At 44.4% G+C, this 16,154-nt stretch carries 18 protein-coding genes; 5 read left to right on the forward strand and 13 right to left on the reverse strand.

What is annotated here, in order from left to right:
- Positions 1-2: 2 nt before the first annotated feature.
- Positions 3-164 carry a type II toxin-antitoxin system HicB family antitoxin gene (locus tag V7O63_RS01975; RefSeq protein WP_340819678.1) on the reverse strand — a complete coding sequence of 54 codons (162 nt, stop codon included), beginning with the start codon at positions 162-164 and terminating at the stop codon, positions 3-5.
- A 194-nt stretch (positions 165-358) separates the two neighbouring features.
- On the opposite strand from V7O63_RS01975, the gene V7O63_RS01980 reads away from it, so the two are divergent.
- A complete protein-coding gene (locus V7O63_RS01980) occupies positions 359-1,615 on the forward strand; it encodes an ATP-binding protein (RefSeq protein WP_340819679.1) in 1,257 nt (418 codons plus the stop codon).
- Positions 1,616-1,732: 117 nt separating this feature from the next.
- On the opposite strand, the gene V7O63_RS01985 is transcribed toward V7O63_RS01980, so the two are convergent.
- The 7 genes from V7O63_RS01985 to V7O63_RS02015 all read right to left on the reverse strand — a co-directional run bounded on the left by V7O63_RS01985 (position 1,733) and on the right by V7O63_RS02015 (position 8,625).
- Positions 1,733-2,425 (reverse strand): fibrillarin-like rRNA/tRNA 2'-O-methyltransferase, encoded by a 693-nt coding sequence (locus V7O63_RS01985; RefSeq protein WP_340819681.1) that lies wholly within the window; start codon positions 2,423-2,425, stop codon positions 1,733-1,735.
- Positions 2,425-3,501, reverse strand: coding sequence for an NOP5/NOP56 family protein (locus V7O63_RS01990; protein ID WP_340819683.1), 1,077 nt, complete (start codon positions 3,499-3,501; stop codon positions 2,425-2,427). Before V7O63_RS01990 ends, V7O63_RS01985 begins: the two co-directional genes overlap by 1 nt.
- Before the next feature lies 1 nt (position 3,502).
- The gene (locus V7O63_RS01995; RefSeq protein WP_340819685.1) at positions 3,503-4,462 is read right to left on the reverse strand and encodes a beta-ribofuranosylaminobenzene 5'-phosphate synthase; all 960 of its coding nucleotides are present in this window, start codon (positions 4,460-4,462) and stop codon (positions 3,503-3,505) included.
- A 27-nt stretch (positions 4,463-4,489) separates the two neighbouring features.
- Positions 4,490-5,212 carry a DUF2953 domain-containing protein gene (locus V7O63_RS02000; protein WP_340819688.1) on the reverse strand — a complete coding sequence of 241 codons (723 nt, stop codon included), beginning with the start codon at positions 5,210-5,212 and terminating at the stop codon, positions 4,490-4,492.
- 25 nt (positions 5,213-5,237) lie between these two features.
- Entirely contained in the window at positions 5,238-5,651 is a 414-nt protein-coding gene (locus V7O63_RS02005; RefSeq protein WP_340819690.1) for a spore germination protein GerW family protein, read from the reverse strand.
- Positions 5,652-5,754: 103 nt separating this feature from the next.
- Positions 5,755-7,935, reverse strand: a complete 2,181-nt coding sequence (locus V7O63_RS02010; protein ID WP_340819691.1) for an ATP-dependent DNA helicase — start codon at positions 7,933-7,935, stop codon at positions 5,755-5,757.
- Positions 7,936-7,986: 51 nt separating this feature from the next.
- Positions 7,987-8,625 (reverse strand): type IV pilin N-terminal domain-containing protein, encoded by a 639-nt coding sequence (locus tag V7O63_RS02015; RefSeq protein ID WP_340819693.1) that lies wholly within the window; start codon positions 8,623-8,625, stop codon positions 7,987-7,989.
- Between the two features lie 288 nt (positions 8,626-8,913).
- Here V7O63_RS02015 and V7O63_RS02020 point away from each other — a divergent pair, with 288 nt between their 5' ends.
- The 3 genes from V7O63_RS02020 to pyrH all read left to right on the forward strand — a co-directional run bounded on the left by V7O63_RS02020 (position 8,914) and on the right by pyrH (position 10,687).
- Positions 8,914-9,090, forward strand: a complete 177-nt coding sequence (locus V7O63_RS02020; RefSeq protein ID WP_340819695.1) for a 4Fe-4S binding protein — start codon at positions 8,914-8,916, stop codon at positions 9,088-9,090.
- A gap of 146 nt (positions 9,091-9,236) precedes the next feature.
- Positions 9,237-9,974, forward strand: a complete 738-nt coding sequence (locus tag V7O63_RS02025) for a hypothetical protein (protein ID WP_340819698.1) — start codon at positions 9,237-9,239, stop codon at positions 9,972-9,974.
- 8 nt (positions 9,975-9,982) lie between these two features.
- Complete coding sequence (gene pyrH, locus V7O63_RS02030; protein WP_340819700.1) at positions 9,983-10,687, forward strand: UMP kinase; 705 nt, start codon at positions 9,983-9,985, stop codon at positions 10,685-10,687.
- Positions 10,688-10,745: 58 nt separating this feature from the next.
- Here the strand turns inward: pyrH and V7O63_RS02035 are convergent, their stop codons facing one another.
- The 3 genes from V7O63_RS02035 to V7O63_RS02045 form a co-directional block, all read right to left on the reverse strand.
- Positions 10,746-11,060, reverse strand: a complete 315-nt coding sequence (locus V7O63_RS02035; protein ID WP_340819702.1) for a hypothetical protein — start codon at positions 11,058-11,060, stop codon at positions 10,746-10,748.
- A 598-nt stretch (positions 11,061-11,658) separates the two neighbouring features.
- Complete coding sequence (locus V7O63_RS02040; RefSeq protein WP_340819703.1) at positions 11,659-12,786, reverse strand: isocitrate/isopropylmalate dehydrogenase family protein; 1,128 nt, start codon at positions 12,784-12,786, stop codon at positions 11,659-11,661.
- A 52-nt stretch (positions 12,787-12,838) separates the two neighbouring features.
- Positions 12,839-13,318 (reverse strand): 3-isopropylmalate dehydratase small subunit, encoded by a 480-nt coding sequence (locus tag V7O63_RS02045; RefSeq protein ID WP_340819707.1) that lies wholly within the window; start codon positions 13,316-13,318, stop codon positions 12,839-12,841.
- Positions 13,319-13,507: 189 nt separating this feature from the next.
- Here V7O63_RS02045 and V7O63_RS02050 point away from each other — a divergent pair, with 189 nt between their 5' ends.
- Positions 13,508-13,951, forward strand: coding sequence for an Lrp/AsnC family transcriptional regulator (locus tag V7O63_RS02050; RefSeq protein ID WP_340819708.1), 444 nt, complete (start codon positions 13,508-13,510; stop codon positions 13,949-13,951).
- Here the strand turns inward: V7O63_RS02050 and ablB are convergent.
- A complete protein-coding gene (ablB, locus tag V7O63_RS02055; protein ID WP_340819709.1) occupies positions 13,939-14,823 on the reverse strand; it encodes a putative beta-lysine N-acetyltransferase in 885 nt (294 codons plus the stop codon). The two genes, V7O63_RS02050 and ablB, sit on opposite strands and share 13 nt — an antisense overlap.
- A complete protein-coding gene (gene ablA, locus V7O63_RS02060) occupies positions 14,777-16,090 on the reverse strand; it encodes a lysine 2,3-aminomutase (protein ID WP_340819711.1) in 1,314 nt (437 codons plus the stop codon). Before ablA ends, ablB begins: the two co-directional genes overlap by 47 nt.
- Positions 16,091-16,154 lie beyond the last annotated feature (64 nt).

The raw sequence follows: 16,154 nt of genomic DNA on the forward strand, positions 1-16,154 counted from the left end.
TGTTAACCAGCTTTTACTTCAAAATAGAGCTCTATTGCCTCTTTGATACGCTGGTTGAGTTCATCAAGTGTCTCTGCCTGAGTATGACAGCCCGGCAATTCCGGCACTGATGCTACATAGATGCCATCCTCATCCTGTTCAATTACAACGGTGAATTCTTCCATGATCATAAACATTTTGTATTATAAAGAAAGATAGTAATCTGGATGAAAATAGATGACTGTTCGAGCGTTAATAAACTTGTTTAAATGCTGTTTTGAAATAACCAATACTATTTGGTCTAGCAAACCAAATAAAATACTGTTTATTTGGTCTACTAGACCAAATAGATATAAGCAAAGAACACTCAGTATAAAACATGGACAAAGAGAAACTAAATATCCTGCTGAAAGAGCAGAATGAGCAGGTAAGGGACATACCGGATATTGTCAAAAGGGAACTGCTAGAGGAAATAAAAGGCAGGAAGTCAGAGCTTATCACAATAGTTGCAGGGCTTCGCAGAGTTGGGAAATCAACGCTTATGAATGAGATCAGGAAAGATCATCTTCATGAAAGCTATTTTGTGAACTTTGATGATGAGAGGTTCTTTGATTTTACAATAGAGGACTTCCAGACGATGCAGGAACTGCTCATCGAGCTGTATGGAGAAAGAGACATCTACTTTTTTGATGAGATACAGAACATACTGGGATGGGAGAGATTTGTCAGAAGGCTTCATGACAATGGAAAGAAGGTGTATGTCACCGGCTCCAATGCAAGCATGCTGAGCCGTGAGATGGGGACACATCTTACTGGCAGGCATCTAAGTTACTCACTGTACCCTTATTCGTTCAGAGAGTTCCTTCATTTCAAAGAATACGAGCTTCCAGTTCCAGAAGCATTAACTACTGTTGAGAAAAGCACACTCAAAAGACACTTCAATGAGTATATTGAAGCAGGAGGAATACCGGAATTTGTAAAGAACCGGGATGAGCTCTATGTCAAAACACTGTATGAGAATATAATCTACAGGGACATAATCGCAAGATATAACCTCAAAGATGAAAAGCCACTCAAAACAACAGCCTACTTTGCAGCATCCAACATCGCAAAGGAGATAAGTTACAATAATGTCAGGAAGCTGACAGGGCTTTCCAGTGCAACTACAATAAAAGAATACTTCGAGTACCTTGAGAACAGCTATCTTGCATATCTTTTACCTAGATTCTCCACATCCTTGAAGACACAGGTCTATTCTAACAAAAAAGTGTACTTCATAGACACAGCCATCGCAAAGATACTGGGTTTTAGAACATCAGAGGACTATGGAAGGATACTTGAGAATATGGTGTTCATGGAACTCAAAAGAAGGGATCTTGATATCTACTACCACAGAGAAAAGAAAGAATGTGATTTTGTCATTCGGAATGGTTACAACATAGCAGAAGCGATCCAGGTCACACAAAGCCTTGAAAATACAGATACAAGAAAAAGGGAAATTGAAGGATTGATTGAAGCTCTGGAAACCTACAACCTTAGTGAAGGTCTTATTCTTACGGATGATACCGAAGATGAGATGGGAATTGATGGGAAGAAGATAAATGTGAAACCTATCTGGAAATGGATGCTCGAATGAATATAAACCAGAACGAAGGGCACTACAACATTTCTACTAGGTATTATGGAAAGTGCCGCCTACGGCGGATGGTTGCACCAATATCGATCCATGACTAAACATTTCCACAAAACAATTTCACTCATCATCCACGAACATCTTCGCCACAAGACCCAGATGGTCCTCGTGGAAAGGTTCAAGTTCCTTCCTCTCAAGCACCTCGAACTCGATGTCAAAGCCGCTTTCCAGTTTGCGGACCTCTTCCTTGAATATCTTTTTGGGACTGGCTACGGTGTCGATGCTCCTTGACTTGATGGAGAGCATCAGGTGGCCGTGTTCTTCAAGGAAGTATTTTGAATTGATTGCTGCGATCTCAGCCTGGTTGGGCTGGGCAACGTCCTGGAAGATGACATCCGCTTTTTCCACTATATGAGCATATGATTGTGGCTTGTTTGCGTCTGCAAGGATAGGGATTATGTTCGGACGCTGATCACATAACTGTATAAGGTCACGCATGGTACGTGGGGAGAATTCTACTGCGTATACAAGTCCATCTGTAAGAATATCAGATACATGGCTTACTGTTGTTCCTGAGGCTGCACCGAGATAGAGCACTATGGAATCTGCTTCCAGAGGGATATCGAAGTTCTTGAGAACCATGGCTCCTAGCTTACTTCTGTTAGGGTCCCACTGGCGATATTCAATGCCATCATCTGTAATGAGGCGTTCACCGTAGACACTCATACCAGGAGTCATATTCCTTGTTGCAAGCATCTTCCTGTCATCGATATCCAGTTCATAGATGCCACTGGATAATTCTCTTACCGGCATCAGTTCTTACCTCCTGATTTTTTGCCTTTACCTCTTCCTCTGCCTTTGTTACGTTTACCGCCCCTGCCCTTTGGTTTGGCCTCCGGTTTCCTCTCCGGTGGGTTCGGATTGGCCTTTCTTACACTTTCCAGTTTCCTGTCAAGGGCTTCCCTGATAGATGGATCCAGTTCACCGGAATAGAAGTCGGTCCTTGCAGCAAGACTTATCTTGGCAGCAAGTGCCCTTGCAAGTTTTCCTCTCTGCCACCAGGGCGCATTCTTGATAACAGGATTGTTGAAGATTATTCCGTGCTTTGGGGACGGTGCCCGGGAGCGAAGATGTTTGAAAAGCGCCCTGTTCGCACCGATCACCTGTACCGTGCTGGACGGGAAAGCAGCCAGTTTCTCAAGGCTTCCTGCCATGCTCATAAGGCGGGCACCGATCGAGGCACCGGCAATGTCACAGAGGTTCGGTGCAACGGAACCCATGCTCGTATTAATATAATTCTCGATATACCTGCGTGTGTCATACAGGCTGCAGATGTTCTTTGCAAATGCCCTCAGAAGTTCCTCATCCGCGAAAAGAAGTTCAGCACCCATTGACTGCGATGCTCTCTGTGACAACTCATGGTCATCAGGCACATTCGCCCTTGAGCCATAGGCAGAAACGAATATTGCAAGCTCCTCACCTGTCATTTCCAGTTCCGGGAAGTACCTTCCGTACCACTCGAACAGGCGCTCACTGAGCTCATTCACATTCCTGTCGATATCATCCAGCGCCTCAACGGCCTGTATTATCCTTGAATCATCGGTATCGGTCTTTGATATCTGGCTCTTCGCCGCCCTGATGCATACATCCCTCAACAGGACATCATAATCCTCATCAAGTTCGACAAAACCGCATTCCATTGCAGCATCCCTGAGGTCTGGCCTGTTTAAAGGAACAGACAGGGAATTATCATGATACATCTCCTGCAACTCAACAACCATCTCGGCCAGCTTTTCAGGGTCATTAGCAAATGGTTCACAATCCCTGATCCCACCATCTTCATCCAGTTCGATCTTACCGAACCATGCAGTGAATTCCAAACCTGCCACTTCAGACCCTCCTGATCTCTGCACCGGTGTTGTTCGCCTTCGTCACCAGAACCCTGCCTCCTATTGTCCTGTCAAGGAGTTCCTGTACATCTTCCTGCAGATAAGCAGCATCCTCATGGCTGTCGACAATACCATACACTGCCGGTCCGAATGAGCTCATACCGGCACCATATGCACCGTTATCCTGCATCAGTGTCATAACATCCCTCACAGCCTGATGCTGAAGGGCCACCTCACATTTCTTGAAACCGATGTTCTGTATGTGATTGATACAGTATCCAAAAGCTCCGATGTCCTGCTCCATTATGGCAGGCATCATTTTCATAAGAATGATATGTGAGAGTTCCTGAACCTCGTTCAGGGGAATAGGGCACTCCTTCTGGAATATATCCACCTCTTTTGCATCGTGTGCACCCTGGGTTTCAGGTAATGCAAGTACTATATCCCAGTCAGGGAAATCATGTCTGAAAAGAACCGGAGCAGGGTCTGCCCTGCTTGCAGATGAAGGCGAGAATGAACCCTTATCACTGAACCTGTGACCACCATCAACGATAAAACCGCCCATCTCAAATGATGCTACGCCAATCCCTGAAGTACCCCCGCGTCCAACGGCAATGGCAAGCTCCCTTACGCTCATGCCAAGGTCGTACAGTTCGTTCACAGCAGCAGCAGCCGATAACGCTGCCTGTGTGCCGGAGCCAAAACCAACATGTGCCAGCATATCCTCTTCGATCTTAAGAGTGATGCCTTCACCTTCGGGAAGGATCTGTTTCGCAGCATTGATCATCCTCTCTGAAAGGAACGAGTCACCCACCACCTCAATGGCATCTGACCTCTCTGCTGATATCACAACATGAGGGGAATCCAGAGAGATACCTGCTCCTCCATCCACCCTGCCAAGTTTGGCATTCATATCGATAAGGGTCAGATGGAGCCTTGATGGGGACTTAATAGTGATCATGTCATGGATTATCAGTTACACATACTATTAAAGATTAACACCTGATCCTTCGGATATTTTTGATCCCCCTTTGGACCTCCTGGACCCAAGGTATTTCCAGGAGAAACGCAGGACATTCCGGTTCAGGATGAACATAAGGATTACAGGGATGAATCGATACAATCTTATACGGACGGTTCCCGACATATCAACATCAAGTCTGGAATCCATGAAATCCGGTTCCAGTTGCAGGTCCAGATTCCCGGGATGGGTTTGAAGATATCCGGTGACTGCACATGCATATCCACATACCATACCAGTATATGCAGGGTCGGGAAAACCATATGTTACATTGATCCTGGCATAAGGGACCCTCATTGCGAAGATGATACCCTTTAGCAGCCTGACCACAGGCGACCTCAGTTGCCTGAAAGCCTGCAAGGCCTCTGAAAAGGACATATCCATCTTCTTTTTCTTCTTTACCTCTTCATCAGTTCCCTGGAAATAAGAAGTTACACGTTCTGTCACAAACCTCTCTGCTTCCTTCACATCATCAGGTATCCCTTCGTCAACTGTTTCATCTTCATCCTGTGACGGACTGATGACCCGGGAAAAAATAAGCCAGTGGGCAGTAACCTTATGCTCCACGTAAACAGACGAGCCATGTGCCTCAAAAATAATATCAATAGCAGCAATCAAGACTAACAGAACTGCAATTACGATAAGAAGCAGTATCACTGTCAATACAGGTGGCATAGCTGCTCTTGACAAGGAAAGTCACAAAAAAATGGAAGGATCAGTCTTCAGAAGACTCATCTGTCCCTTCGCCGGGTTCAGAACCTTCCTCAGAACATTCCTCCGTCTTGCATTTCTTCATAGACTTGACCTTCGCGATAAGTCCAGGAACGGATTCCAGTATCTTACCGAAGTCTGTCTGACCGGATAAGGTCATCAGCTTTGTGCCTTCCGGCGAGATCACTATGAATGCAACAGGTTCGATCTTGGCACCAGCACCGCCACCGCCGCCAAAGCCTTCTTCCTCACCTTTCTTCTTGCCCTCTCCGCCACCGGTACCAAATCCGAATGATACCTTGGTTACGGGGATGATTGTGGTCTCACCTACGACCATAGCCTCCCCGACAACGGTCTTTGTGCTTACAAGTCTTTCAAGTTCTCCAGATACTTCTTTCATCAGGTCTTCAAGTGACATATACTAAAACCCCTTAAAGAATAGATCTACCTCATTGGTAATATCATTTCCTAAAAGAAATTGACCTTCACTATATAAAGAAGTTATTCTGTGTTATTCCGCATTATTCTGCATTATCCTGGAAGAAGTTCATCAGTGAATACTTGACCTTCTCAGGCTCTACATCGATGAACTCATCCCTTTCATCATCAGGGAACATCTCGAATACAGAGAATTTTCCGAACTTCTTTGGTGCATCCGTGGTGAACCTTCCATCAAGAAGTATCCTTACACCATAATCAACAGGAGAGCGCACGACCCTTCCCATTGCCTGACGTATCTTGCGAATGGTTGGGACCTGTACAGCGAATTCCCAGCCCGCACCATACCCGAAAGTATGGTCGTATGCGGATTCCACCGCATTCATCCTGTCGTTAAGTGCCGGATAACCGACACCTACTATAATAACTGTCCTGCCCCTGCCATCGCGATAGTCGATCCCCTCGCTGAGAGTTCCCCAGAGATATGAGACCAGTACAGCCTTCCCGTCTGACTCACCGATCCTGAAGAAATCCTCCCTCACTTCCTGGGATGAGACACCTACCTCATCAAGGAAGACAGGAACATCAACCCTTGATTCAAGTTTGCTGTAGTATCTCCTTGCCTCGAAGGAGCTCTGGAAGAAGATTATGACATTACCCTGTGTCTGCTCCACGGCATCAAAAAGAACCTCCTCGATAGCCTGCAGGGTCTGCGGGTCATCCCTTGTCTTGGCAAAGAGAGGAGGCACTGAAACAGATAGTGTCAACCTCCTGTCCTCAGGGAACGATGTCCCGTAGGAAAGTTCGCAGGTGGTCCTCGCGATTCCCAGAGTGGACTTGACCATTTCGAAAGGACGCAGTGTGGCCGACATGAGCACGGCCGAAAAGACCGAATCGAATAAAGGCTCGGTCACGTTCTTTGGAATACATGTGAAAAGTTCTATCCTTCCGTATATCTCATCGTTGAGGTCACGCCTCACGTTGAGCACCGGATAATAGTTCAGGTTATTGGAAAGTACAAGATATGCTGAAAGGAAATCTGCAGCATAACGTATGTGTGAGCGTTTCAGGACAGCGGACAGACCTTTCTTGTACTGTTCCCGATAGTTCTCATCTAACATTGCACCGAACTCGCTCGCCTCAGAGAGAACTCTCTGTATCTCCTCCTCTTCACCGAAACCTGCTTCCTTTGCGAGTTTAAGGAACTTGCCCCGGACCATATCATTACGCTCATAGGGGTCACTGATACGCATATCATACCAGTGCCTTCCGACCCTCTCACGTTCACCGAACTTGAAACGTGAATTGTAGATATCCCGCATCACATTGTTGAGCATCTTGAGCAGGTTGTGGATACCACCGTCAGGCATCTGGTCCAGATTCGCCTCGATCTCAGCGATAGCCTTCTCCAGTGTGTGCTCTGTAATTGTGATGGATGAGTGTGACCTTGCAGCGGACTCTATATTATGTGCCTCGTCAAAGATGACGATGACATCCTGTGGCTCTTTCTCCAGCCATTTGAGCACGGTCATGAATATATCTGAATTCAGTACATGATGGAAATTGCATATCACAAGCTCAGCATTCTTGAGCTCGCGTTTGAGAAGTTCATAACCGCACATCCCCTTCTGGAATGCATATTCGTTCACTTCTTCGGGACTGCGGACATCCTCGAACAGCCACTGGCGGAAAGCCTCACCATCATAGCGCAGTACCTCATACAGATAGTTACAGGAGCGCTTACGAAGCTCTTTGGACTTCTCCTCTGCAACATCAAGCTCCTTTGAAAGGGCATCCCTCAGAGCTACGAGTGCAGGGTCCTTTGTCTTTTTGTAGTTCTCAAAGGCGGATTTCATCTCCTGCTTCTTAAGGACCAGTTCCCTCTCGGTCTCCATGAGATCAAAGGTATTTTCCCTTTTGAGCCTGCATTCCTCATAATCGGTCTCATCGGGACACATGGTGGCCTTGCCCTTCAGGACCACGGCCTTCAGCTCGTTGGTCTGTTTTATCTCGCGGGCCTCATTGATGAACTGCACCATCTGCTGATGGACATTGGTGGCAATAATTACTGTCTTCTGGAGTTGCTTTGCCACATTGAGTGAAGGTGCCAGGGCACTAAGGGTCTTGCCTGTACCACATGCCCCTTCAAAAAGTATGATCTCCTTATTAATGAGAGAAGCATGGATCTTATCCATTGCATCCTGCTGGTTAGGGTAGCAGGTATCCTTTGGGAAATACCTCATGTATCCGGTCTTGCCGCTCATCGCACTACCTATGACCTCACATTACTTAAACGGTTTTGATACTCAAAATGATCAATCCGGAAGATGGACCAGACATTCGGATTCAGAGATAATACGTTGCGTATCCTTATCGAAAATCTTTACTGTGAGCCAACTATCCTCTTTCAGGCCATAGTTGTTGGCTGTATCCATAACCTCATTTATACTCACAGATACAGTAGAAGCTGGTCCACTACTGATAGCATCTGGTCCGTTAAGGATCAGGATCTCACCTGCCGACCACATACCATCAGAAAGGGCAGGATTTCTGGAAGCATATGCAGATTCCTTTCCATTGAAAAGAAGGTTATCGTAACTGATGAGAATATTACCATTATGACGGGTTCCAGTCGGAACTACGCCTTCATAAGCACTCCCTTCCCCTGTAATTATTATCCTTGTAGATCTGGCATCCAATGGATCACCACCCATGTGCACCAAATGGATGAAACTCTTATCATAAGCTACCTGACTAGCTGCACTACCCTCTGCATGCTCCACTTCAATGGAAGCCATTGGAGCCTTCTTCAAAGAAGAGACCGCATCAGCACCATATACCGCTGTGACAGTGATCCCTGCCAATAGAATGGTAAGCACCAGCATCAGGATCACACCAATCACCGGTGACACCCCATTTCTGTGAACAAGGAGTTTTAAAATTTGTTTTTTCACAAATCGAAGTTTAATACAAACTATATAAATTAATCTTAATTAATCTAATATATTCATTGCCAGTATAATATAATAGATATCGTTCTCCCTTAGCCGAAACACCCGGAGCCTCTGGAAATTCAAATGAACGATATCCGATAATGAAGTGCAGGCTCCCCTGTTTCGAAAGTATAACGATAGCTTTTTATCCCACTTCTGTTATGTAGGGTGTAGATTTCTACTGATGATTCTGTAGAGAAATATGCAAAACAATTAAACCTTGTATGCAACAAAAGGAGCGTAAAACAAATGGTAGCAATTATTACTGTCGATGAATGTGTCGGTTGCGGAACATGTATAGATGAATGCCCAGCAGAGGCAATTACACTCAACGGCGACAACATCGCAGTCGTAGAAGCAGGCGAGTGCCTTGACTGCGCTGCATGTGTCGATGTCTGCCCAACAGACGCAATCGCAATGGAATAAGATCAATTCTTTATTCCATATCTTTTACTTTTCTATTTTTTCCCCTTAAAAGGGATCGTGCATAGGTGAGTGGATTATATCCTGTGCAAAATATAATATATCAATATCACCTTATCTGGTCTATAATACCATTGAAAGGTGATCCTTTGTCAAAGAGCAGTATAATAAGAACAATATTCATGGCGATCCTGCTACTAAGTTGTACTGCCACAAGCACGTACGCATCGATGTTCGAGCTTGAGATAGTCCCCCTCTCTAAAATAAAAGAGGACCCTACTGTCTATGACAGTACCATGGCATATCGTAAGATAAGTGTCATCGGGAACTTCTCAGAGTTGACAAAGCAATCCGCAGTCCTCACTGACGGTCCTGATTCCCTGAAGATCGATACTGCAAAGATCGAACTTTTCGATGGCTTCAATGTCAGCGAACAGGCCCTTGTTACAGGGGAATTCATACATGAGCCTATAGCAGAGGACAAACTTATACCCACTTACATACTCCGTTATCCTATAGTGGATATGGGACTGGTCAATATAAGCGAGATCGTTGTCGACCCTGCATACCATAATGGGAAATACATGACAGTAACAGGGAACATGTCTGCAATCGAGCAGACCATGGGAAGATATACGATCACCATCAGGGACGAGGAAGACAATGCTATGAGAATCTACTTCTATGGCTCCACTGCGCTCGAAACTGGAGACCCGATAGAGGTAACAGGGCTTTACAATGGTAATGTGCTTCACAGTGAGAGTATGGGATTGAACAGACCTCCTCTGTCAATATCGACACTGGTCCCCGGATTCACATCCATAATGGGCGCGATCGCTATCCTGTCCATAGCGTTACTTTTAAAATCAGGAAAGCGTAACGACTAGAGATCATCATGTTAATCATATTATCAGTCGGTGGATCAATACTGGCAAAAGAACTTAAACCGGATAGTTTTCTGGGATATGCTGAGGCACTCAAGGAGCTTGCCAGAGAGCATGAGATAGTCGTAGTGACCGGCGGCGGTGCTGCTGCAAGGGATTACATCAGCGTGGCCCGCAGTACCGGAGCCAATGAGGTCGAATGCGATTACATAGGCATCGACATAACACGTCTGAATGCAAAACTGCTCATATCCGCACTTGGTGACGCTGCATACCCCGAGCCACCAAAGGACTATAAAGAGGCGCAGGACGTACTCTCTTCAGGAAAGATCATAGTCATGGGTGGGGTCATCCCCGGACAGACCACAGATGCAGTTGCAGCTATACTCACAGAGTACCTGAGGGCCGACCTTCTGGTCATATCAACAGCAGTCGATGGAGTATATTCTGCAGACCCACGTGAGGACCCCGAAGCTGTCAAGTATGAGACAATGACTGCAAAAGAACTCGTAAATACCGTGATGGCAACAGAGATGAAGGCAGGATCGAAATCACCTGTGGACCCTCTTGCTGCAAAGATAATCGAGCGCTGCAACATTGAGACAATAGTTATGGAAGGCAGTGACCCTCAGAATGTCCTCAGAGTGATCTCAGAGGAAAGTAAGAAAAGCGGGGACAAAAAAGGTGTAGACCTTGGAACCCGTATAGTGAACTAATATTAGATTTAAAGTAAAATTAAAATCAAAACTAAGATAAAAGAAACTTTTTGTGGCTTTACATATAAGCCACAAGATATTCATCTTTTTCTTCTTTGCTTTCTTCTTTGTTGCAGGAAGTTACCTGCTGCAGTTTTTCATTGGATCTTTTGAGCGTCTCTATGGTCTGCTCGAACTTTTCCATCTTCTCTTTTGCCTGGCGGACCTTCTCGTTCTCTACTTCAAGCTTTTCCATGAGGACTTTACGCTGTTCTTCTGGAATATCAGCATTTCCGATCTGTTTCTGGTAATTGCTGGAGAGTTTTACATACTTGCGGAACATCTCGTTCATGAGATTCAGATCACTTTCCAGTTCTTCAATTGTTTTTGTCATACGAGAATTCACACTCCTTAAAATGAAGGTCCGATAACCTTTCATCAGTGTTGCAGGCTCCTTTTGCCATTATCTACAATGATAGGGTCTGCATTCTGATATATAATTATATCTATTCTAAAGTATCTAATCACCATAATGATGATGATATACGAACAATGTATCTGACTAAAAACAAGGAAAAACTAACAACCATCTGCGTTGTCAAAGACCGGCATAACTGCCTTCATAGCACTATTTATTTCAAGAATATTAAGGAGGCATGCATTTCCCTCTCGACATGCCTCCAACTGCTTTCATAAATTCTTGAGATCCCTTCTCAATAAACTTGCTTGTTTAAATTACACCTGCTTGTGCAATTTAGTAACAAATATGATGAATTGTACATTGCATATAAATCCTACGGATAAAAAGAGCATATCTATCATGAATAAACATAATTAAATATATTTATCACAAATAAATTGATTTGCACATAATTAAGAACAAAATGTTATAACAATCCTAATAGAAAGCATTGAAATGAGAAAACTGAATCAAAATGGTATTACTTTAAAAAAAGATAAGAGATGCATCCGGATGGATGCAAAAGAAAAAATTACTTTCCAAGGACTATCCTTGCAATGTCATCACCAACATCTGATGTGCCTGCTGATCCACCCATGTCGTATGTCTGGACCTTTGCATCACGAATGTTGGTCTCGATAGCTGAGACAATAGCATCTGCTGCTTCCTTCTCACCCATCTGTTCAATGAGCATAGCGCCTGCCCAGATAGTTGCGATAGGATTGACCTTGTTCTGGCCCTTGTACTTTGGTGCTGAACCGTGGATAGGCTCGAACATACTGGTACCTTCAGGGTTGATGTTTCCTCCAGGTGCGAGTCCAAGACCGCCCTGTACCATTGCTCCAAGATCAGTGATAATGTCACCGAACATGTTTGGTGTTACAACCACATCGAACCATTCAGGATTCTTGACGAACCACATGGTCATTGCATCAACATAGTTGAAGTCTGTAGTGACATCAGGATGCTTTTCAGCAATTGCATTGAACTCCTCTCTCCAGAATCCGTATATGTCTGAAAGGACGTTTGCCTTGTCAACTGATGATACATGCTTCTTGCTTTTCTCAGCAAGGTCGAATGCATAGTTGATAACTCTCTGTGTGCCTTCCTTTGAGATCATACCTACCTGGTAACCGATCTCCTCACTGTCAGTCTCGATGTCAAGACCGAACTTTGCGTTGTAAAGTGTTCTGTGAACCTCAAGAAGGTCCTTGCTTGTGCCTGACTTTGCACGTCCGCCGATTCCGATATAGAAGTCCTCGGTATTTTCCCTGACAACTGTAAAGTCAATGTCTGCAGGAGTCTTGTCCTTGATAGGGCACCATACGCCATCAAGAAGTTTTATTGGGCGCAGATTGATGTACTGGTCGAAGTAGAACCTTGCAGCAAGCAGGATACCTTTCTCAAGTACACCAGGTGCGATCCTGTCGTCTCCAATGGAACCAAGATAGATTCCCTTGTAGCCTGAAAGCTCTTTCAGGGAATCCTCAGAGATAAGTTCCCCTGTTTCAAGATAGTGGTCTGCTCCGTGTGGGAACTCAACCCAGTCAACATCGAAACCGAATTTCTCACCTGCAGCATCGATTACCTTACGTCCTTCAGCAATGATCTCAGGTCCTATACCGTCTCCTGGAATTACAGGTATTTTATACTGTGTCATAATTACACCTAATATTGATATCGTGATATATTCTTGATATTTACCTGACAGATCAGATGATCTGTCTTGTGTACTCGATCAGTCCGCCGGCATCCATAATGCCCCTTACGAACTCAGGCAGAGGTGTTGCCTGATACTGTTCGCCCTTAGTGACGTTCTTTATAACACCTGATGCAAAGTCAACATCAAGCTCATCTCCATCATCTATATTGTCGGTATCAGGGCACTCAAGGAGTGCAACACCGATGTTGATGGAGTTCCTGAAGAAGATACGTGCGAATGACTTGGCGATCACACAGCTGATCTTTGTTCCTTTCAATGCAATTGGAGCGTGCTCTCTTGAAGAACCGCATCCAAAATTGTTACCGGCAACGATGATGTCACCTTCTTTGACCTCACCAGGGAACTCAGGTCTCACACCTTCAAAAGCATGTGCTGCAAGTTCCTCAGGAGTATTCATGATCAAATACCTTCCCGGAATTACAGCATCAGTATCAACGTCGTCTCCGAATTTCCAGACTCTTCCGCTCATATTTACACCTAATTAGTATTAATCGATAAGTATCATTAATGGATTTGAAACTATACCTTAGATATCATCATCCTAAATAATACTACTGGCAAATCACTAATTGCAGAAATATCTTGCAGAGTAAAGGATCAGGAACTGCAGTGAACTATAACAGAGATCATTAATAGTAGCAACCCTAAGGTTAAGGCAATGGTCAGCAAAAAGGATCAACTCATATTGTCCATACTGCAAGAAGGAGCCAGGACACCGATATCAGAGATAGCAAAAGAGGTAGGTCTCAGCGAGAACGGGGTCAGATACAGACTCGAAAAGCTGGAAGATGAAGGATACATCAAGAACTATACAGTATTGCTGAACCCTAAGAAATTCGGAAAAAGTACCTTTGCGATCTTCAATCTTGAAATGGAACCAAAGAAGATGAGAGATAGCATCAAAAAACTGATGCTTATCGAAGAGTTCATCAAGATATACCAGACGACAGGCCAGTACTCTATTAAAGCATTCGGACTTTTTAATGATGAAGAGGAACTGACAAATTTCATTAACAATCGCCTTTTGTACGAGGTACCTGTCAGGAACTATAGTATAGAGATCATTACAAAGAGCATTAAGGACAGCATCTATCTTATCTGATCAAGTCGTTTGTACCAGACATTCATACTTTCAATACCACCCGATATGTTGGTATTGTTCACAAGAGTACCTGCATAGACGTAGGAATTACGTGAGAACACTGTATTCATACCATATGATCTTGCCCTTGCGATCGTATACGCTGTTATGATATCCATTTCCCGCATCTTTTCTTCCATCTTACTCAGAAGATAATGAGAATATCCTTTACCCCTGAATTCAGGCAATGTTGCAAAATCTGTCATCTCAACATTTCTGTTCTGAACATCCATCTCACAGGATGCTATAGCAACAAGCTTCCCGTCTTTTCTAATACCAAAATAGATAAGATCCTCATGCATCGTCCTTAGAAGATATAAAGGGTCCTGTATAGGGAACGGATAACTTGGGAATACCTTACCATATATCCCTGCCATTTCTTCAACATCCTCTTCTACACATATAGAGCACTCCTCATCATCCGAGAGTTCCACTTCTTTGGGACGACCGAGCTTTGAGAGGGCATTGCTCAGGACCGCTTCGACCTCATCAGGCACCTTTTCCCTTGAACGTTCATTTGAAAGGAACTTCGCCATGAAACTGGCAGCATCATTACCATTGTACATACCTGGCACATGGGCTTCTTCAACATGACCCGAGCTCTGGAAATAGTTCCTTGCAGATGAGGGGATCTTAGAGAATATCTTTGAATAACCGTTCTCCTCAGCCAGACCCTCCACTTGAGAAGGCAATTCCTCATAGTCCTCTGGTGAAAGTTTCATCAAATATACACGATCATTGAGAGAACCATGTTGGATGACCGATTTCCTTATTTTAATAACCTGATCACTCAACGTTCCTTCTCTCCATACGTTCGGTATCTTCAGGTACAAGACTTGTCACATCATCATGATCGGACAGCAACTTTGCAATTCCAACTGACTTGCATTCCTGCGCTTCATCAAGTTTTAGCTGCAATTTGCAACCATCGCATTTGCGATCACAATAAACAGCCTCATATGAATCAGGCTCTGCATATGTAGTGATAACACCTTCGTAGTTCCTGAGGATCACCTTGTTGGTTGACCAGGATATCAGATAGTTTGGCATCACAGGGATCTTACCTCCGCCACCGGGAGCATCGATCACGTATGAAGGAATGGCAAAACCACTTGTATGTCCTATGAGGTGCTCCATGATCTCCATACCTTTGCCTACGGAAGTCCTGAAATGAGTAAGACCTTCTGAGAGATCACACTGATACAGGTAATAAGGTCTGACCCTGTTCTCCACCATTTTATGGAAGAGCCTCTTCAATATCCTGTAGCAATCGTTCACACCTGCAAGAAGAACGGTCTGATTCCCTAGAGGTATACCTGCATCTGCAAGTTTTCTCAATGCTTCCTTTGATGAAGCCGTGACTTCACGAGGATGGTTGAAATGAGTATTCACCCATACAGGGTGGTGTTTTTTCAATACGTCCACTAAATTATCCGTTATACGATAAGGGAGAACCACAGGCATTCTGCTACCGATCCTTATTACCTCTACATGTGGAATAGCCCTCAATTCAGTAAGGATCCAGTCCAGGTACTCGTCTGAAAGCATGAAAGGATCCCCACCTGAAAGCAGTACATCCCTGACCTCCGGTGTATTTGCTATATACTCGATCCCTTTGAGTACCTCTTCCTTGTGAGGAATGGAATCAACATCCCCTACCTTTCTTTTTCTTGTGCAATGCCTGCAGTACATTGAACATACATTGCTTATATGGAAAAGTACCCTGTCAGGATACCTGTGCGTTATACCGGGAACCGGGCTATCGTGGTCCTCACTTAAGGGGTCTGCCATCTCAGCGCATGAAACGATAAGCTCACTGGGGGATGGAAATGACTGCATGAAGATCGGATCGTTCCTGAAATCTTCAGCTTCTATCAATGATAGATAATAAGGTGTGATGGATAAAGGGAAGGTCTCAAGTGTCCTTTTAAGCGCGGTCCTTTCTCCCGCTTCGAATTCAATATTAAGAAGGGTCTCAAATGTGGATATATCAGTGACTGAATGTCTTAATTGCCATTTCCAGTCATTCCATTTTGTGAGAGGTTCTTCGGAATCAATTCTATCTACAATGCTTTGTTGCCTGTTCTCGTATGATCTCATCGAATCACTTATCAATATGATGTACAGAAGACGATGAAAAACAGAATTCCACATCATCAAATGC

Origin of the sequence: Methanolobus sp. WCC4, assembly GCF_038022665.1 — an archaeon.
GTDB lineage: Archaea > Halobacteriota > Methanosarcinia > Methanosarcinales > Methanosarcinaceae > Methanolobus.